The 17,410-nt window shown below is 67.8% G+C and carries 17 protein-coding genes; 6 read left to right on the forward strand and 11 right to left on the reverse strand.

Annotation, left to right across the window (positions count from 1 at the left end):
- Positions 1-178: 178 nt before the first annotated feature.
- On the forward strand, positions 179-334 hold the full coding sequence (locus ACWEWT_RS28945) for a hypothetical protein (RefSeq protein WP_452563654.1): 156 nt from the start codon (positions 179-181) through the stop codon (positions 332-334).
- Complete coding sequence (locus tag ACWEWT_RS28950) at positions 331-1,296, forward strand: glycerate kinase (RefSeq protein ID WP_452563655.1); 966 nt, start codon at positions 331-333, stop codon at positions 1,294-1,296. The genes ACWEWT_RS28945 and ACWEWT_RS28950 overlap by 4 nt, the downstream gene beginning before the upstream one ends.
- Before the next feature lie 20 nt (positions 1,297-1,316).
- Here ACWEWT_RS28950 and ACWEWT_RS28955 read toward each other — a convergent pair whose 3' ends face one another.
- Together ACWEWT_RS28955 and ACWEWT_RS28960 are read right to left on the reverse strand one after the other, a co-directional pair.
- A complete protein-coding gene (locus ACWEWT_RS28955) occupies positions 1,317-1,784 on the reverse strand; it encodes a PPOX class F420-dependent oxidoreductase (RefSeq protein WP_452563657.1) in 468 nt (155 codons plus the stop codon).
- Positions 1,785-1,930: 146 nt separating this feature from the next.
- Positions 1,931-2,368 carry a MarR family winged helix-turn-helix transcriptional regulator gene (locus tag ACWEWT_RS28960; protein WP_452563659.1) on the reverse strand — a complete coding sequence of 146 codons (438 nt, stop codon included), beginning with the start codon at positions 2,366-2,368 and terminating at the stop codon, positions 1,931-1,933.
- Positions 2,369-2,479: 111 nt separating this feature from the next.
- Between ACWEWT_RS28960 and ACWEWT_RS28965 the strand changes: the two genes are divergently transcribed.
- The 4 genes from ACWEWT_RS28965 to ACWEWT_RS28980 all read left to right on the forward strand — a co-directional run bounded on the left by ACWEWT_RS28965 (position 2,480) and on the right by ACWEWT_RS28980 (position 6,416).
- On the forward strand, positions 2,480-3,394 hold the full coding sequence (locus ACWEWT_RS28965) for an SDR family NAD(P)-dependent oxidoreductase (RefSeq protein ID WP_452563660.1): 915 nt from the start codon (positions 2,480-2,482) through the stop codon (positions 3,392-3,394).
- Between the two features lie 7 nt (positions 3,395-3,401).
- Positions 3,402-4,295 carry a 4-hydroxyphenyl-beta-ketoacyl-CoA hydrolase gene (gene couO / locus ACWEWT_RS28970; protein ID WP_452563661.1) on the forward strand — a complete coding sequence of 298 codons (894 nt, stop codon included), beginning with the start codon at positions 3,402-3,404 and terminating at the stop codon, positions 4,293-4,295.
- Positions 4,296-4,321: 26 nt separating this feature from the next.
- Positions 4,322-4,786 (forward strand): p-hydroxycinnamoyl-CoA hydratase, encoded by a 465-nt coding sequence (gene couM / locus ACWEWT_RS28975; protein ID WP_452563662.1) that lies wholly within the window; start codon positions 4,322-4,324, stop codon positions 4,784-4,786.
- A 70-nt stretch (positions 4,787-4,856) separates the two neighbouring features.
- Positions 4,857-6,416 (forward strand): acyl-CoA synthetase, encoded by a 1,560-nt coding sequence (locus ACWEWT_RS28980; protein WP_452563663.1) that lies wholly within the window; start codon positions 4,857-4,859, stop codon positions 6,414-6,416.
- Between the two features lie 483 nt (positions 6,417-6,899).
- Here the strand turns inward: ACWEWT_RS28980 and ACWEWT_RS28985 are convergent, their stop codons facing one another.
- The 9 genes from ACWEWT_RS28985 to ACWEWT_RS29025 are packed head-to-tail and all read right to left on the reverse strand — an operon-like array spanning position 6,900 to position 17,358.
- Complete coding sequence (locus ACWEWT_RS28985; protein ID WP_452563665.1) at positions 6,900-7,802, reverse strand: alpha/beta hydrolase family protein; 903 nt, start codon at positions 7,800-7,802, stop codon at positions 6,900-6,902.
- A gap of 30 nt (positions 7,803-7,832) precedes the next feature.
- The gene (locus ACWEWT_RS28990; RefSeq protein WP_452563666.1) at positions 7,833-9,596 is read right to left on the reverse strand and encodes a CocE/NonD family hydrolase; all 1,764 of its coding nucleotides are present in this window, start codon (positions 9,594-9,596) and stop codon (positions 7,833-7,835) included.
- A gap of 58 nt (positions 9,597-9,654) precedes the next feature.
- The gene (locus ACWEWT_RS28995) at positions 9,655-10,875 is read right to left on the reverse strand and encodes an MFS transporter (RefSeq protein WP_452563668.1); all 1,221 of its coding nucleotides are present in this window, start codon (positions 10,873-10,875) and stop codon (positions 9,655-9,657) included.
- 5 nt (positions 10,876-10,880) lie between these two features.
- Positions 10,881-12,143, reverse strand: coding sequence for a 2-hydroxyacyl-CoA dehydratase (locus tag ACWEWT_RS29000; protein WP_452563670.1), 1,263 nt, complete (start codon positions 12,141-12,143; stop codon positions 10,881-10,883).
- Positions 12,140-13,225 carry a 2-hydroxyacyl-CoA dehydratase gene (locus tag ACWEWT_RS29005; protein ID WP_452563672.1) on the reverse strand — a complete coding sequence of 362 codons (1,086 nt, stop codon included), beginning with the start codon at positions 13,223-13,225 and terminating at the stop codon, positions 12,140-12,142. The genes ACWEWT_RS29000 and ACWEWT_RS29005 overlap by 4 nt, the downstream gene beginning before the upstream one ends.
- Positions 13,222-14,460 (reverse strand): CaiB/BaiF CoA transferase family protein, encoded by a 1,239-nt coding sequence (locus ACWEWT_RS29010; RefSeq protein ID WP_452563674.1) that lies wholly within the window; start codon positions 14,458-14,460, stop codon positions 13,222-13,224. The genes ACWEWT_RS29005 and ACWEWT_RS29010 overlap by 4 nt, the downstream gene beginning before the upstream one ends.
- Positions 14,460-15,614: a CapA family protein gene (locus ACWEWT_RS29015; protein WP_452563676.1), complete on the reverse strand. Its 1,155-nt coding sequence runs from the start codon at positions 15,612-15,614 to the stop codon at positions 14,460-14,462. The genes ACWEWT_RS29010 and ACWEWT_RS29015 overlap by 1 nt, the downstream gene beginning before the upstream one ends.
- A complete protein-coding gene (locus tag ACWEWT_RS29020; RefSeq protein ID WP_452563678.1) occupies positions 15,611-16,429 on the reverse strand; it encodes an amino acid ABC transporter ATP-binding protein in 819 nt (272 codons plus the stop codon). The genes ACWEWT_RS29015 and ACWEWT_RS29020 overlap by 4 nt, the downstream gene beginning before the upstream one ends.
- Positions 16,426-17,358, reverse strand: a complete 933-nt coding sequence (locus tag ACWEWT_RS29025) for an amino acid ABC transporter permease (protein WP_452563680.1) — start codon at positions 17,356-17,358, stop codon at positions 16,426-16,428. Before ACWEWT_RS29025 ends, ACWEWT_RS29020 begins: the two co-directional genes overlap by 4 nt.
- Positions 17,359-17,410: the final 52 nt, after the last annotated feature.

Below are 17,410 nucleotides of genomic sequence, written 5' to 3' on the forward strand. Positions count from 1 at the left end.
GGGACGACGGAGATGGCCGACGTCATCCCGATCACCGATGCATGTGCCCGGGCGCTGACGGACCTGCAGTACGGCGTCCCTCGGGCGCCCGGATGCGGTGTCGTGCGCAGCGGGTCCGGAGCCGTTCGGCAGCCGGCACGGGGACCGGGGTACCGCGCTGACCGATAGAGTCGGCGCCATGAGCGTGTGTACGGTGGATCCCGGCCGAGAACCACTGATCGAGGGATTCGGCGGCGGGACCCGGCCCCCGGGATCCCGGGCGGTATTCGCCGCTGTTCCCGGCCGGCGCCCCGAGGCGCGACGGGCGCTCGCGAACGGCGGATTCGCGGCATGACCGTTCTCGTCTGTCCGGACAGTTTCAAGGGCACCTACTCCGCCACCGAAGTCGCCGACGCCGTCGCCGCGGGCGCCGAGGAATCCGGCGCGACAGCTGTGCGCCTACCCGTCGCCGACGGCGGCGAGGGCACACTCGACGCGCTCACCCGGCCGCTCGGACTGCACCACGTGACCGCTGCGGCGCGAAACCCCTGGGGCGCCCCGTATACCGCGACTTTCGGCCTGTCCGAAGACGGTACGGCGGTGATCGAGATCGCCGCGGCCGGTGGTGTCACCACTCCGCACGACGGTCCGCGTGATCCCGTGACCGCCGATACCTACGGCACCGGCATGCTCATCGCGGCGGCGGTGCGACGCGGAGCTCGGCGGATCGTGGTCACCGCGGGCGGTTCGGCCACCACCGACGGGGGCACCGGAGCGATCGCGGCCATCGAGGAAGCCGGTGGTCTCGGTGGAGCGTCGATCACCGTACTCACCGATGTGACCACCCGGTACGTGGACGCGGCGCGGGTCTTCGGACCGCAGAAAGGGGCCGATCCGGCCACTGTCGAACTGCTCACCCGACGCCTCGCCGAAACCGCGCGCACCCTGCCCCGTGATCCCTCCGGAGTCGACGCGACGGGCGCGGCCGGCGGTTTCTCCGGCGGTATGTGGGCCCGGTACGGGGCCGAATTACGTTCGGGCGCGGAATACGTGCTCGACAACACCGATTTCGACGCTCTCGCGGCAGAGGCGAGCGCGATAGTCGTCGGGGAGGGCCGCCTCGACGGGCAGACCCGGGCGGGCAAGATCATCTCGGCGATTCTCGGACGGGCCGGCCACACCCCCGTCTACGCGGTGGTGGGCTCCGTGGGCGCGGACCTCGGCGACTATCGGTCGCGGTTCGCCGAGATCATCGTGGCCTCCGATCTGGCGGCCATGCGCGCGGCCGGCCGGCGGATCGGCGCCGCCGCCCGCTGACCGCGAACAACCCCGGACGGTCAGCCGGCGGTGCCGGGATCGGGCGGGAATCCGCCCGTGGCGATCGGTCCCCACCGCTCGATCGCTATCCGGACCAGCGATTTGTTCTGCCGCGCCATGGCGGCGCGGTAATCGTCCCAGTCCGGATGTTCACCGGCGATACCGCGGTAGTAGTCGACCAGCCCGTCGAGCGCCTCGGGCATATCGAGAATTTCGGCGCGGCCGTCGACCTGCACATACGCATCGTCGAACTCGTCGGAGAGCACACAGATCGAGACCTGCGGTTCGCGACGGATATTGCGCGCCTTCGCGCGATCGGGATATGTGGAGACGACGATCCGGCCCTGCGGATCCAGTCCGCAGGTCACCGGCGACATCTGCGGACGGCCGTCGGCTCGGGTGGTGACGAGCACACCGTGATGCCGGGAGCCCAGGAACGCCAGCAGATCGGCCCGGTCGACGAGGGTGGTGGTCGCGATACGCGGCATGGAGACCTTTCGGGAGCGGATAGGTACTCGGGTGCACAAGCAGCATAGCCACCGTCGCCGCGCGGCCCGGCGACGCGCGGACCCGGTACGGGGCGATTCCGGTGTCACCGGGCCCTGAGCCGGTACGACAACGCTCCCGGCTCGGGTCACTCGTTGAGGACCACTGCGCGCAATGCCTCTTTCAGGCTGTTCACGATATCGCCGGGCAGTCCGCCGAAGAGCCGCGCGTGCACGTCGTCGACCCGGCGGTGCGCCTCCTCCAGCAACTCCTGGCCGGCGTCGGTGGCCACGATCAGTTTGTTGCGCCGGTCCGCGGCGTCGGCGACCCGCTCGACCAGGTCGCGTCGTTCGAGATCGTCGATCAGCGCGACGATCTGGCTGGGGTCCAGACCCAATGTGGCGGCGACACTCCGCTGGTTCACGCCCTCGGCCTTCTCACAGGCGAGCATGAGCACCGAGTAGGGGCGCACCTTGAGGTCGACCGGGGCGAGCGCCCGGTTCACCTGCGCGGCTACCAAACCCCCCGCTCTGGACAGCAGAAACCCGAGGTCATCGGCCAGCTGCACCTGCCGCGATCGAGACATCGACCCTCCTGTTCGCACTCTCCGCGGCCATACAGTACCAGAAGTCAATGATTGACATTCTCAATTATAGATGTTTACTTGTGATGCGTAACCCCTTCCGAAGGAGCCGAAGTGGACTTGAGCAACAAGGTGGCGGTCGTCACCGGCAGCGGGCGCGGCCTCGGCCTCGCCTACGCGAAGGATCTCGCGCGCCACGGCGCCGCCGTCGTGATCAACGACGTCGACCGGAATACCGCCGACAACGCGGTCGCCGAGATCCGCGCCTCCGGTGGCCGCGCGGTCGCCGTGGTCGCCCCGGTCGGACCCACCGACACGGCGCAGCAGCTCGTGGCGACGGCAGTCGAGGAGTTCGGCCGACTCGACATCATGGTCACCAATGCCGGCATCCTGCGCGACGCCGTGGTGTGGAAGACGAGCGATGAGGCGTTCGACGCGGTGACCACCGTGCACCTGCGCGGCACCTTCACCTGTGTGCGCGAGGCGGTGCTGCGGTTCCGCGAGCAGGGCGAGGGCGGCCGCATCATCTGCATCGGTTCCCCCGCCGGCCAACGGGGCAACTTCGGTCAGACGAGTTACTCGGGCGCCAAGGCTGCCATCGTCGGCATGGTCCGCACCTGGGCGATGGAACTGCAGCGCGCCGGGATCACCGCGAACGCGGTCTGCCCGGTCGCGGTCACCGCGATGACCGAGACCGTCCCCCTCTTCCGGCCTCATATCGAGGCGGCGCGGGAGACGGGCACGCTGCCCGCCGTCCTGCGCCGTGACATCGGCCTGGGTACTCCCGACGACGCCGCCGGGATAATCACCTTCCTGGCGAGCGACGCGGCCGCCGATATCACCGGTCAGGCCTTCGCCATCGGCGGCGACCGCGTCGCCTTCTGGACTCATCCGCAACTCAGCGGTATCAGCTACCACGACGAGGGTTGGTCCGCCGAGGATCTCGCGGCCGAATGGCCGAACCTGTCCGAGCATCGGGAATCGGTCGGCGAGGAGTTCCCCGCCGAACTGATCGGTGGCGGAAAGTGAGGCAGCGATGACAACACGTTACGAGTACGCCATCGATTTCGAACGCGTCGAAGCGATCGATATCCACACCCATGTCGAGATCGACGGATGTGGGCATCGATCCCTCGACGACGAACTCATGGCGGCGTCGGCGAAGTACTTCAAGTCCGGCGAGGACCGGACGCCGGCTATCGACTCGATCGCCGAGCACTACCGCCGGCGGAATATGGCCGCCGTAGTGTTCACGGTCGACGCGCAGTCCGGTAGCGGGCATTCGCCCAACTCCGTCGAGGAGATCGCCGAGAAGGCCGCCGCCCACAACGACGTCCTGATCCCGTTCGGGTCCGTCGACCCGTGGCAGGGCCGAGCGGCGGTACGCCGCGCCCGCCGCCTCATCGACGAGTACGGCGTGAAGGGGTTCAAATTCCACCCCAGTATGCAGGCATTCGAACCCAACGATCGTGCCTTCTATCCCCTGTACGAGGCGCTGGCCGAGGCCCGCGTACCCGCCCTCTTCCACACCGGTCAGACCGGTATCGGCGCGGGTCTGCCGGGCGGGCACGGTATCAAGCTGCGGTATTCGGACCCGATGCTCCTCGACGATGTCGCCGCCGACTTCCCGGACCTCACGCTGATCATGGCGCACCCCGCGGTGCCGTGGGTGGACTCCCAGATCGCGATCGCCACGCACAAGGCCAATGTCTATATCGACCTGTCCGGCTGGTCGCCGAAATACTTCCCGCCGCAGCTCGTCCGGGCGGCGAACTCGATGCTGAAGTCGAAAGTGCTCTTCGGCTCCGACTTTCCGGTGATCCAGGTCGACCGCTGGATGACCGACTTCGCGAAACTCGAGATCGCGCCGGAAGTCCGACCGCTGATCTTCAAAGAGAACGCACTGCGCGCTCTCCGTATCGAACGCTGATCCTTTTCGATCCCGTAGGAGACACCATGACCACCACCCGCGTCGCCACGCTGGCCGAACTCGCGGCACTCGAGGGCCAGCCGCTCGGCACGAGCTCCTGGATCGAGATCCCGCAGCAGCGCATCGACACATTCGCCGACGCGACCGGCGACCACCAGTGGATCCACGTCGACCCCGAACGCGCGAAGGCGGAGAGCCCCTTCGGCGGACCGATCGCCCACGGCTACCTGACGCTGTCGCTGATCATCCCGATGTGGGACGAGGTCCTGACGGTCGACAGTGTCACCATGGCGGTCAATTACGGCCTGAACAAGGTGCGCTTCACCAACCCGGTACCCGCGGCGGGCCGCGTGCGCCTGCGGGCGACCCTGAAGAAAGCCGAGGAGCTACCGAAGAACGGACTGCAGGTGACCGTCGACGCCCTGATCGAACTCGAGGGTGCCGAACGCCCGGCCGTGGTCGTCGAGGCCGTGTACCGCTTCTTCGAGTAGCCTCGCCCGCCCCGCTCTCCGGAGGCGCGGGCCACCCCGCGCCTCCGGTCCTGCCTATCGAAGGAGTTCCATGCGCAACGAAGGCCTCGGCTCCTGGCCGCTGCGGCGCTCCCGCCTCTCCCCCGACAAGGTGGCGCTCACCTTCGGCGGCCGGACCACGACCTACCGCGAGCTCGACGACCGGGTCACGCGGTTGGCCCACGGCCTGAACGGGCTCGGCGTCGGTTCGGGCGACCGGGTGGCACTGCTCAGCGGGAACCACCCGGCGTACCTCGAAGCGCTGTTCGCCGCGGGACTGCTGGGCGCCATATTCGTCCCGCTCAACGCCCGGCTCACCGCCGCCGAAATCGAATACTCGCTGCGGGATTGCGGCGCCTCGGTGCTGATCCACTCCGCCGCGGCCGCCGAAATCGCGAGGGACGCGGCACAGGCAGTGGATCTGCGCGTACGTGTAGTCCTCGACGGTCCGGACGACCATGGCGCCCCGGGGTACGAAGAACTGCTCGCCGCAGCCGCGGCCCAACGGATCGATGAACCGGTCGGCCGGGAAGACCCGTGCTTCATCATGTACACCTCCGGCACCACCGGGCGGCCGAAGGGTGTCGTGCTCACCCACGGCAATATCGTTTTCGCGGCGCTGAACGCGGTCATCGATCTGGACCTGCACAGCGACGAGATCGCCCTCGTCTGCGCCCCGCTGTTCCATACCGCCGCACTGGACATGGTCGCCCTGCCGACCCTCCTCAAGGGCGGAAACGTGCTCATCGAACCGGGCTTCGACGCCGGCCGGGTGCTCGAGGTGATCGACCACGACCGGGTCACCTACGCGTTCGCCGTGCCGACGATGCTCGATCAGATGACGGCACACGACAGCTGGCCCGGCACCGATCTGTCCGGGATCCGCCGGATTCTCGTCGGCGCCGCCCCGGTACCACCCCGGACCCTGCGCACTTACACCGAACGCGGCGTCAAGATGTGCCAGGGCTACGGGCTCACCGAGGCGGGCCCGGGCACCCTCGTACTCACCCCCGACAATGCCGAACGCAAACTCGGCACCGCGGGTGTTCCGCACTTCTTCACCGATGTACGGATCGTCGACGCGGACGGACGGGAGGTGGCCCCCGGCGCGAGCGGCGAGATCCAGATCTCGGGACCGAACGTCATGCGCCACTACTGGAACAATCCGCAGGCCACCACCGACGCGTTCGCCGACGGCCGGTGGTTCCGCTCCGGTGATGTGGGCACGGCGGACGCGGACGGTTTCGTCACGATCGTGGACCGCCTGAAGGACATGATCATCTCGGGCGGCGAGAACATCTACCCCGCCGAGGTCGAGGCCGCGATTCTCGATATGCCCGGCGTGACGAGTTGCGCCGTATTCGGTGTGCCCGACCGGAAGTGGGGCGAGACCGGCTGCGCGGCGATCACTCTCGCACCCGGAACCGAGATCGACCACGAGCGGCTGGTCGACTTCCTCACTCCGCGCCTGGCCAAGTACAAGATCCCGAAATCGACCCTGGTCCTCGACGAGATTCCCCGCAACGCTACCGGGAAGATCCGCAAGGACGTCCTGCGTGCGCGCTACCCACAGGGCGGGAACCGATTGCCCTCGCGCCGGGCCGGCGACTGAGCCCCGCGACCGGCAGGCAGACACGGTCGCCCGAGACCCGGCTCTCGACGTCGCGGTGCGCTGCCGACCGGGGACACCCGTGGAGACGGCCGGTGGCGCGGGAGCGCCGCGGGTCACGGATCCGCGGCTACCGGCGCCCCCGGTCGGCGGCCGCCGACCGGGAAACGATGGTGCCCGGCCGGCACCGCCCACTCCGGCCCCTCGAGAAGTCCGCGATGCCCGGTCCCCAGCGCATCCATTCCGGAACAACAGCATTCACATCCTCCATGCCGTCACGTGAAAGTTGCCCGCCGCGAGAGACGGTCGGACTTTCGATCCCCCGCACCCCGGCCGGCGGGAGAATTCTCGTTCGCCCGGTCGTCGGATCTCACCGCACGACCGGGCGAACCGCGTGATGTCGACCGGATGAGCAGCGAGACGGCCACCTGCCGGGGCCGACCGGCCGGATCTCCCCTCATATCGAGATCCGGCCGGCCACCGGATTCAGAGATTCTTGGTCCGGACCGTCCAGGTGGGTTTCGTGCACAGCCCGCAGTCCGGGCCGGCGAACTGCGCTTCCGCCTCGGCATTGCCGTGCAGGGTGTAGTCGAACCAGTCGGTGACCATGGTGTAGCCGGCGATCATCATGGGACCGCTGGTATCACCGGCGTCCAGGCCGTAGGTCAGACCGCTGTGGCCCGCGGTTTCCTGGGAGACGAGAGCCGCCGGGGTATCGAGCAGTTCGAAATTGTCGATGCTGTTCTGTTTCGCCTGGTCCTCGTCGCCGCCGTTGAACAGCAGCGTCGGTACCTCGATCTTGTCCAGTTCGGCGCGCTCGTAGCCGAAGCGTTCGCGCGGGAAGAAACCGGTATTCAGGCCCACGACCGCGTCGACCCGCGGGTCGGACGCGGCCAGGAGCGCCTCCACTCCGCCGCACGAGGTGCCCATGACGCCGACTTTCCCGGTGTCGGCCTTACCGCCGAGTTGGTTGCCACCGGCGCCGAGAGCCCAGTCGATCGCGTCGGTCAGCCGGTCCGGGCGGGCGAGAGTGTCGTCGGGCAACTGTTCGATCGGGTGTTCGGCGGGAGCCCCGTTCGCGATCACGATATAGCCCTGGGCCGCGATCCCGCTCAGGAAGCTGGTGGTAGCGATATTGCTGGTGCGGCAGCCACCGTTGGCCCAGGCCAGGACCGGGACGCTACCGTCCGGGAAGGTGTCCAGGTCCGCGGGCCGGAAAACGGTGTGCCCGGCCAGCCCGGCGGTCGCCTCACGCACGGTGGGGTGGTAGTCGTCGCGGGCATCGGCCACCGCGGCCGGTCCGGGATCATCCTGCTCGGTTCCGCAGGCGGTGAGACCACCGGCCACGGTGAGCGCGCACACCAGTGCGGCGGTTCGGGAAAATCTCATGGATGGTTCTCCTGGTGATTCGGGCGATTGTCAGGGCTGGGCAACGGGCAACCGGACCAGCGAGGGTTGCGCCGGATCGGAGACGACCTCGATCGCCGACCCGTGGGCATCGGGCAGCGGGATGCTCTCGCGGTGGTCGTAGCCGGTCACCGTGATCTGCATGCGGTGGCCTTCGCGGAATACATAGGACAGCGGCAGGATGTCGAAGCGCAGGCGCACGGATTCACCGGGTGTCAGCGGTTGCGCGTCCTCGCGGAACGAGCGGTGGTACGGGACACCGTCCGGAAGTGTGTACGGCGCTTCGCCTTCCGCGCGCAGGGAGGCGGTGAGCCGGCCCTCGGTGACCACCGAGACCGTACCGTCCGGTGCCACGTCCTCGACATAGGCGAAGATATGGGCGTCGGTGCGGTCGACCCGGACGGTCAGATCCGCGAGCGGGGTTCCGGTCACCTCGGTGTCCGTGGTGAGCGGTGCGCTCGTATACGAGGTGCCCTCACCGGCCGTATGGCACGGCTGGACGGTCGATCCCGAACCGGCGTCCGGACATTCGACGGTCGTGTGCACGGTGAATTTCCGGTTGCCGGGTGCGGACGAGCCGAGCACCCCGTCACCGCCGAGCACGAAATCGGTCTGTCCCGAATCGGTGGGCGGCCAGGCCCGGGCCTCGCGCCAGTCGATGGGGCCGGTGGGGTCGTCGATATCGGAGACGGTGGCGTAGCGGATCGGGGGTGCGTCGTCGAGACCGGTATCGATCCCCTTCAGATTCTCGTCGAAGAAACGGTGCGCCTCCTGCACCAGGGCCAGGCCCGGGTTCTCACAGTGCAGCCACGGTCCGATCAGCAGTTTCGACCCGGAGGTGTTGAGAGCGGTCACGATTCCCTGATCCCGGAACTCGTCGCGCCAGCCGCCCACGATGTACAGCGGCACGTCCGATTCCCGGATCTGGTCGGCATAGGTGCTCAGGCTGCCTTCGGCCCAGAAGCGGGAGCCGACGAGCGGCGAGAAGTCGTCCCGGTACGGCATACCGGCCCACATCTTCGCCAGCGGGGTGGATTGCTGGTGCTCCTCGGCTGCCTGCCGCAGCAGGACCTTGTCCTCGTCACCGGCGACCGGGGTGACTGTCATATCGTCGGCCACGGTGCGCGTGGGACCGTAGCCCCATTGCGCAGCGATCCCGCCCCGTCGCATGGCATCGAACTTGTTCCACGAGAAGCACCCGGCGAAGGCCGCTTTCAGATGCGGGGGCCGCATCGAGACCGCGTGCATTGCGGCGTCACCGGTATTCGAACAACCGTAGACACCGACCTGCCCGTCCGACCAGGGCTGAGCGGCTAGCCATTCCGTGACGTCGTAGGCATCCTGCGCCTCGACCCGGTCGTGATAGCCGCGCCGGACCCCGAACGATTGACCGTTACCGCGGCGGGCCACCTGCGCGATGATGTAACCGTGCTCGGTCATGGCGGTGAGGTTCGAGTAGCCGGCTTCCCGCGGGCCCACACCGTCCTTCGGGCTGGGGTAGATATCCAGCTTGTGGTGCCAGATCACCGGGAACTTCCCCGCGACCGCCTCTCCGTTCACGGCGGGGCGGTGCAGGAGGACCGCCAGACGGGTGCCGTCGCTCATGGGTAGGTAGAAGGTCTCGGTGGTCGCATCGGTGAACTGCTTGTCGGGGGCGTATTCGGCGAAACCTACTCGAGCGGAGTCGATTCCGGGCGTTCGCGCGATCGCGAACACCGCGCCCGCCACGACCAGCAGGCCGACGAGACCCGCCACCAGCCAGCGAGATCTGGACATACTAATCTCCTTGAAATTATCACGGCGAGAACAGATCTCGCCTGTGCGCACCGGTCCGTTACGGAACAGCCGGAGCGTGTTCGGGCGCCGGATGGGGTGTCCGGCCGCCCTTCGCCAGTACGGCGCCGCAGACGAGACAGGTGACGGTCCCGACGAGCAGTGCGATACGCGCCGAGGAACTGTCGATGATCGAGCCGGCGATCAGCGCGCCCACGGGTGCGACACCGACACTGCTCATGGTGAGCAGCCCCGCGGAACGCCCGAGCAGACCGGGCGGGCTCAGCTGCTGCACCGTACTGTTGAGCGAACTCTGGAACGCGCCCAGACCGAGCCCGATCAGCGGCGAGATCGCGAGGAATACCAGCGGATTCGGAGCCAGAGCCGCCGAACCGAGCGAAATCCCGAGGACGGCCGTGGCCGGCGCCACCACCCGGGTTCCCCGGTGGGTGATCGTCGAGATGATCAGCCCGCCGATCACGGCCCCCACCGCATTGAGCGTATGCGCGGCACCCAGTTGCGCCGGGTCACCGTCGAGGGTGATGGTGACCATGGCGGTGACGACGACCATGAAATTCATGGCGAGGACGGTCACGGCGATATTTGTCCCGAAGAGCCGCAGCAGGGTCGGGTCGGCGAGCAGCGTCCGCGCTGCGCCTTTGTCGGTGGCCGCGGTTCGAGATCGTTTCTCCGCGAAGGCTTTCGGATTCATCACGCACAGGGCGAGCAGGACCCCGGAGTAGGTGAGCGCATTGACTGTGAAGCAGGTCGCGGCGCCCGCCGCGGCATAGGTCACCCCGGCCAGGCCGGGCCCCAGCGACCGGGCCGCGGACAGGGCGACCGTATTGAGCGAGACCGCCGCGCCCAGCTCGCGAGCGCCGACGAGTTCGTACAGGAATGCCTGGCCCGCAGTGCGGTCGAAGGCCTGCACGATTCCGCTGAGCGCGACTATGCCCAGCAGGGTGGTGAGTTCGTCGTGACCCGAGGCCGCGGTGACTGCGAGTGCCGCCGCGGACAGTGCCATGAGCGGCGCGGTCACGAAGAGTATGGTGCGCGGGCGGAACCGGTCGGCCACCGCACCGGCCGGCGCCGACAGGAGCAGCATCGGCGTGAACTGGCAGACCGCCACCAGCGAGAGCGCGAGTGCGCTCTCGGTCGTCTCGACGATCCACAGGCTCAAAGCCAGATTCTGGAACCAGACCCCGGTATTGGCGCAGATCTGGCCGCAGAAGTACAGGAGGAAGTTCCGCCGGCGCAGCGGGGGCGGGAGCAAGGTCGGCATGGCGGTCAGCCGAGTACTCGCCGCTCCAGGAAATCGCCGATGGCGGCTTCCAGCGCCGCCGCGGCCCCACCACGCGAATCGGCATTGTCGGCGTTGATCTCCAGTACCGGGATTCCGGCGACTTCCAGGGCCTCGGTGGTGAACGCCGAGCCGGGGACATCGTCGGCAACCAGGTGGACGACCGCGTCCACCCCGTGACTACGCGCCTCCTTGACATACCACTGCGACGACAGCGGTGGGGTGTACAACTGGTCGGTGAATCCGGTGAACCGGGCCGCCAGGGCGCGCATCGGGTCGTCGCCGTAGCGGGCGTAGCCGTCCGCGGCGATCGCCAGGTACATGGACCAGACGAACACCGCCCCGTACTTCTCCTGAAACCGCTGGTAAAGACCGAGATCGAACCACAGACCACGCCCGATCCACATCAACCGCACCCGTTCTCCGGGGCAGACGGCGCGGCCGTCGCGCACCGCTTGCTCGACCTCGTGGAACAACGCGCGCGCCGCGTCTCGTCCCCATACGCTGCCGCGATGCCACTGCGGGATCATCACCGCGGGAATGCTGTCGTTGACAGAGACCGGGGTGGGCCTGGTTGCGGCGAGCAGATCCCTTGTCCGCCTGTTCCATTCGGCCTGCTCGTTGACCAGCGCCATCACCTCGGCGAGCCGATCGATATCGAAGGACCGGCCCGTACGCTCGGTGAGGAAGTCGACGAGTTGCCAATTCTCGCTGGTCATCAGGTCGAGCCGATCCTCGGCGTAGGCACGTTCCCATTCGTGCGGGACGATTTCCCACCAGTTGTCCGGGGCCGTGGTGGCCGAGGACCTCTCGAACGGGAAGAATTCGGTATCCGGATGTTCGGCCCACAGATCGAAGACTTTGCGGGTGGCGTCGGCACTGCATTCGGCGATCACGAAATCGGGTCTGGGCAGGCCACCCCACGGTGCGTGGGCGGCCGGCAGGTCCATGGAGCCCAGGCCGATCGCGTCGTATTGCAGCGAGTCGTCCGGATAACCTCGGGCGGCGACACTGTCCAACGCGGCGGGGCCCATCCGTTTGGCCGATACCACCGATGCCCACCACTGGTTCACCACGTAAGGGATGCCCATGGCCCGCAGGATTTCCTGCGGCGCGTCGGCGTTGACCAGGGCCAGTGGCGCGCCGGCGGCGACCTCTTCGCGCATCCGCGCGAACCAGCGCTTCTGGTATGCGATCGCGGCGGTCGCCGCGGCCAGCCGCGCTACCGCGGCGGTGTGGGGTGCGTTCATCGTGCCGTGGCCTCGCAATCTTGCCGGGTGAGCAACTGGGCGGCGGTGGCGAGTTCGCCCGCCGACCAGAGGTGGCCGGCGACGGGCACCGTCACCACCCGCACATCGGGACCGAGCTCCCGGATCAGTCCCGGACGATCCCAGCCGGGCGCCGGGTCGTTGCGCCGACCGACCGAGAGCACCCTCTGCGCGCCGCAGCGGCGGACGCAGGCCGCGCTGAAGCGGGCGCGATCGGAGAGTCCGGAGGTCTGTGCCATCGGTCCGAGTCGCAGCCGGTGCCCGGCGATATCGGTGAAGGCGGTACGTAGATCGGTCGCCTCGGTGGGTGTCTCCCAGAGGTCGGCGACCGGGTCACCCCAGTTGTGATCCTCGCCGGCGATCAGTACACCGGCCGATTCGAGGCCGGCGTACACCGAATCCTGGTCGACGGTACTGCCGGTGAGGAAGACCCTGGGCTCCTCCGATGCTTCCGGCGCGGTTTCGAGTACTGCGCCGATCCGGGCGAGGCAGTCGGCCGGGGTGTGCGTTTGGGCGAGGGTGTACAGACGCAGCGCGGTCACACCGGGAACAGCACCCAGGGCCCGGCGCGCGCGGAGCTCACGCAGCGCGGAGCCCAGCCGCCCCCGGACCGCCCGGGCCTCGTACAAGGCGCCTGGGGTGACAGCAGTTCCGGTCCATTCGGCAATGACGTCCGCCAGTTTCGCGACCTGGACGGCGTTGTAGTCGCGCGTCGATTCACGCGGGAGATGCAGCAGGTCGACCAGATGCACTTCGGGCACCGCGCGACCCTGTTCCGCCAGCATCCGCAGTACGTAGAACAGTCGCAGAGATCCCTGACAGTCGCGGGAGACAACCAGCCCGCGCAGGCACCCGAACTCTCCGGCGAGGATGCGATCCAGTAGTGAATGGAAAACGGAATCCACTGCGGCACCCAGTAATTCGACCGCATCGGCGCCCGCCGTCCGCGCTGCGGCGGAAAGCCGGAGAGCATGCGCGCCGCAGGCCTCGATGATCTCTACCGGCACATCGCCACCGATCACACCGATCACCGGCCGTCCCGACTCGGCAGCGGGTGTGCTCACAGCACTTCGCCTTCGGTCAGCGCGGCGATCCGTGCCGCGTCGTATCCCAGCAGCTCGCCCAGCACTTCGTGGTTGTGTTCGCCCAGTGCCGGCGCGGGCCGGTCGAGGCTGGTGTCGCTGCCGGACATGGTGATCGGCAGACCGCTGCCGAACAGCTCGACCACCTCGCCGTAGCTGGGATGGCTCAGCGGAACGACCTCCCCGCGCTGCCGCACGATCGGATCCCGGACCGCGTCCCGCGGTGACCGGACCTCCGCGCAGGGCGCCCCGTGACTCTCCAGCTCGGTGATCACCTCGGCAACCGGCCGGTCGGCCGCCCACTTCGTGATCATGGCGTGCAACTCGTCGGCGTGGTGGACTCGGCCGTCCCGCTTCGCGAAACGCGGATCGGTGATCAGGTCGGCACGGCCGATGGCGGTGAGTACCCCGTGTGCGAACGGGTCCGTGGGACCGCAGATCGCGAAATAGCCGTCGGCGGCCGGGAAGACCCCGAACGGCGCCAATCGCGGCACCATATCGCCGGTGCGAGTGGGCAACCCGATCATCTCGAAAGCATCGAAAGGTTCGGCGGCGACCAGTGAGGTGAGCGCACCCAGCATGGAGACGTCGACGTGCTGGCCGTGGCCGGTCTGCCCGGCCTGGATCACCGCCGACAGGGTGCCGATCACCGCGAACAGCGGGGCGAGCAGATCACCGATGGGCAGACCGAACCGGATGGGACCGTCCCCGGGACTACCGGCGGTCATCATGACCCCGCTGAGGGCCTGGATGATGGTGTCCATCGCCTTGCCGGTACCCGGGCCGCCCTGGCTTCCGAATCCGCTGATCGAGGTGTAGACGATTCGCGGGTTCACCGCGGCGACGGCACCGTGATCGATACCCAGCCGCGCGGTGACCCCGGCGCTGTAGTTCTCGACGACGATATCGGCCTGCGCGACCAGATCGAAGAACACCTCCCGTCCTTCGGGCTTCTTGAGGTCGAGGGTGATCGACTCCTTGTTCCGGCCCCGCGAGAGCATCGATACCGACATGTCCTCCTCGGTGGTGCGCCGTACCGACAACCCGTCGCGGGTGATGTACGGCGAGTTGTTGCGGGAGGCGTCACCACCGCGCTCCGGGTTCTCGATCTTGATCACTCGGGCGCCGAGCCCGGCGAGCAACAGGGTCGCGTACGGACCGGCGAGCGCCGTCGTCAGGTCGAGTACGATCTTGCCTTCCAGCGGCCGTCGATCCATCAGGGTTTCCTTTGCTGTTGCTCGGGCTCGGCCACCGTGACGAGGTCGGTGTCGTGGCGGAACAGGGTGTCGAAACCGGCCGCCCGGGTGATCTTTTCGATATAGTCGGCGACCTCGATACCGCGCGGATCACCCGGGGCGAGCGGCACGGGGCGAGCGTCGTCGTCGATCCAGCACGGCACGAATCCGGCGCGGAGGGTTCCGTCCGGACCGAAGGTGCACGAGGCGATCGCGGTGTTCCGGCTCTCCGGATGGAAGGGATAGGACGGCATATCCGGGTCCGGGACGAATCCGAACATCTGCTGCCGGCGTGCGGCCCACGCCCGGCGTTCCGCCGAGTCGCCACCGACCGGGGTCAGCGCACGAGTCACGGTGACGAAATTGCCGAGCCCGTGGAATATCGGTTTACCGCGGTACATCTCGATCCCGCGCATGATGTGCGCGTGATGCCCGATCACCATATCGGCACCGGCGTCGACCGCGGACTGCGCGAGAGGTGATTCGTAATCGGCCAGTACCGCCGGGGTATGACCGATCCCTTTGTGCAGGGCGACGACCACGATATCCACTTCCGCCCGCAATGCCCGGATATCGGACTTCATCTGCGCAAGGCTGTCCGGGGCCACGAAGGTGTAGACGGTGGGCGGTCCGCCGGGTGTCGCCGATTCCAGCTCGTAGTGGGTGAGCACATTGACATAGGCCGCGCCCGCCTTCTGCGAGGCCGCCCACGAAACCCGCGGGCCCACACAGTTGTAGCTGAGCACGCCCACCCGCCACCCGGCCGCCTCGTGGACGGCGGGTTCGCGGGCCGCGGCGAGGTTCGCTCCCCCGCCGGCGGTTTTCAGTCCCGCCGCTCGCGAGTAGCGGATCGTATCCAGGACCCCCTCGGTGCCCACATCGTAGAGATGGTTTCCGGCGAGAGTGACGATATCGAAACCGGCGTCGGTGACCGCCTCGAGCGCTTTCGGATCAGCCGGCGGGGCAGGGACATCGGTGCTGGCCTGGACGGTGCTGGTCGAATGCGGGACCTCGATATGACCGATCGCGATATCGGCGGCCCGCAGCAGCCGCGCGCTCGGTGCGAAATACGATTCGGGTCCGGGTTCGTCGAGAACGAGATCCCCGACGGCGAGAATGGTGCAGGTGCCGCTCATCGGGTCTCCTCCACGAGTTCGGCCGCCCGGCCGCGGGATTCGTTGAAACGGCTCAGAAACCGTCGCAGCCGCTCGGTCCGCGGTCGTTCGAAGAATTCCTCGGTGGTGTTCTGTTCGACGACCTTCCCGTCGACCATGAACACACAACGATCGGCGACCTGGCGGGCGAATTCCATTTCGTGGGTGACCACGACCATGGTCAAACCCGAACGGGCTAGATCCTTGATCACGGTCAGCACCTCCTCGACCAGCTCGGGGTCCAAGGCACTGGTCGGCTCGTCGAACAACAGCACCCGCGGCCGGGTTGCCACCGAACGGGCTATCGCGACGCGCTGCTGCTGGCCGCCGGACAATTGCCGCGGATAGGCGTTCGCCTTGTCGGGTAGGCCGACTTTCTCCAGCAGGGTTTCGGCCCGCTCCCGTGCCGCGCCCTTCGACATCCCGTGCACCGCCACCGCGGCCTCGGTGATATTGCGCAGCACGGTCCAGTGCGGGAACAAGTTGAACTGCTGGAAGACCATGCCCATCCGGCGCCGCTGGGCGGCGATTTCATCCTCGGACAACGGCCGCAGGGCACCGTGTCTGTGCACGAACCCCAGGAGTTCGCCGTCGAGATAGATCGCCCCGCCGTCGATCTTCTCCAGCTGGTCGATACAGCGCACCAGTGTGGACTTACCCGATCCGGAGGGACCGAGAACGACGACCACCTCTCCTTCGGCGACGGTGAGATCCACCCCGTCCAGCGCTGGACGGCCGTGATAGACCTTGCGCAGGTTCGACACCCGCACCACAGGCGTGGCGGTCTGATCGCTCATCGAACGCTCCTTCCACGATTCAGCGCGCTGCGCCACAGACTCGGCCGGTCCCCCGCGCGCCGTTCGCCGCGGCCGTAGCGGCGTTCGAGCCGGCGCTGGAACACCGTGAGCAGCGAGACCACGGCCAGGTACCAGATACAGGCGACGATCAGCAGCGGCACCACCTGGTAGGTGCGGTTGTAGATGAGCTGGACGGAGAACAGGAGATCGGTCATCGCGATCACCGAGACAAGCGAGGTGCCCTTGAGCAGCGAGATGAACTGGTTGCCGGTGGGTGGGACGATCACCCGCATCGCCTGCGGCAGGATGATGCGCGAGAACGTCCGCCATCGACTGAAACCCATGGCCATCGCCGCGTCCCGCTGACCGGCGTCGACTGCGCCGATACCGGAGCGGATGATCTCCGACATATAGGCGGCCTCGTGCAGGCTCAATCCGATCAACGCGGCGGTGAGCGGGCTGATCAACTCGGTGGACGACCACGAGGCGAAAGTCGGGCCGAACGGGATGCCGATCGACAGCTGCGGCAGCAGATAGGCCAGGTTGAACCAGAAGATCAACTGAACCAGCGGCGGGATACCGCGGAAGATCGCCACGTACCCCTGGCACACCAAGCGCACCGGCCAGAAGTCGCTGTTCTGGCCCGCGGCCAGCGCCACGCCCAGCAGCGAACCGACCACCATGCCGATCACGGTGATGAACACCGACATGGCCAGCCCCTTCAGGACTGTCGGATAGAAGAGATAGCCCCAGACGATATCCCAGCCGAACCGCTCGTTCGTCACGATGAAATTCACGAGCTGCGCGGCCAGCACCACCAGGACGACCGAGACGATCCAGCGCAGGGGTCGCAAGCGGGGCCGGGCGGCGGCAACATCGTCGGCGACGGATACGGCCGCCGGGGGCCGCTCGGTCAGGGATGCGGTCATCGCGTTTCCTTGTTCGTCGGACATGGGTTCGTCGGACACGGGATGGCTCGAA

It is taken from the genome of Nocardia sp. NPDC003963, assembly GCF_053605105.1.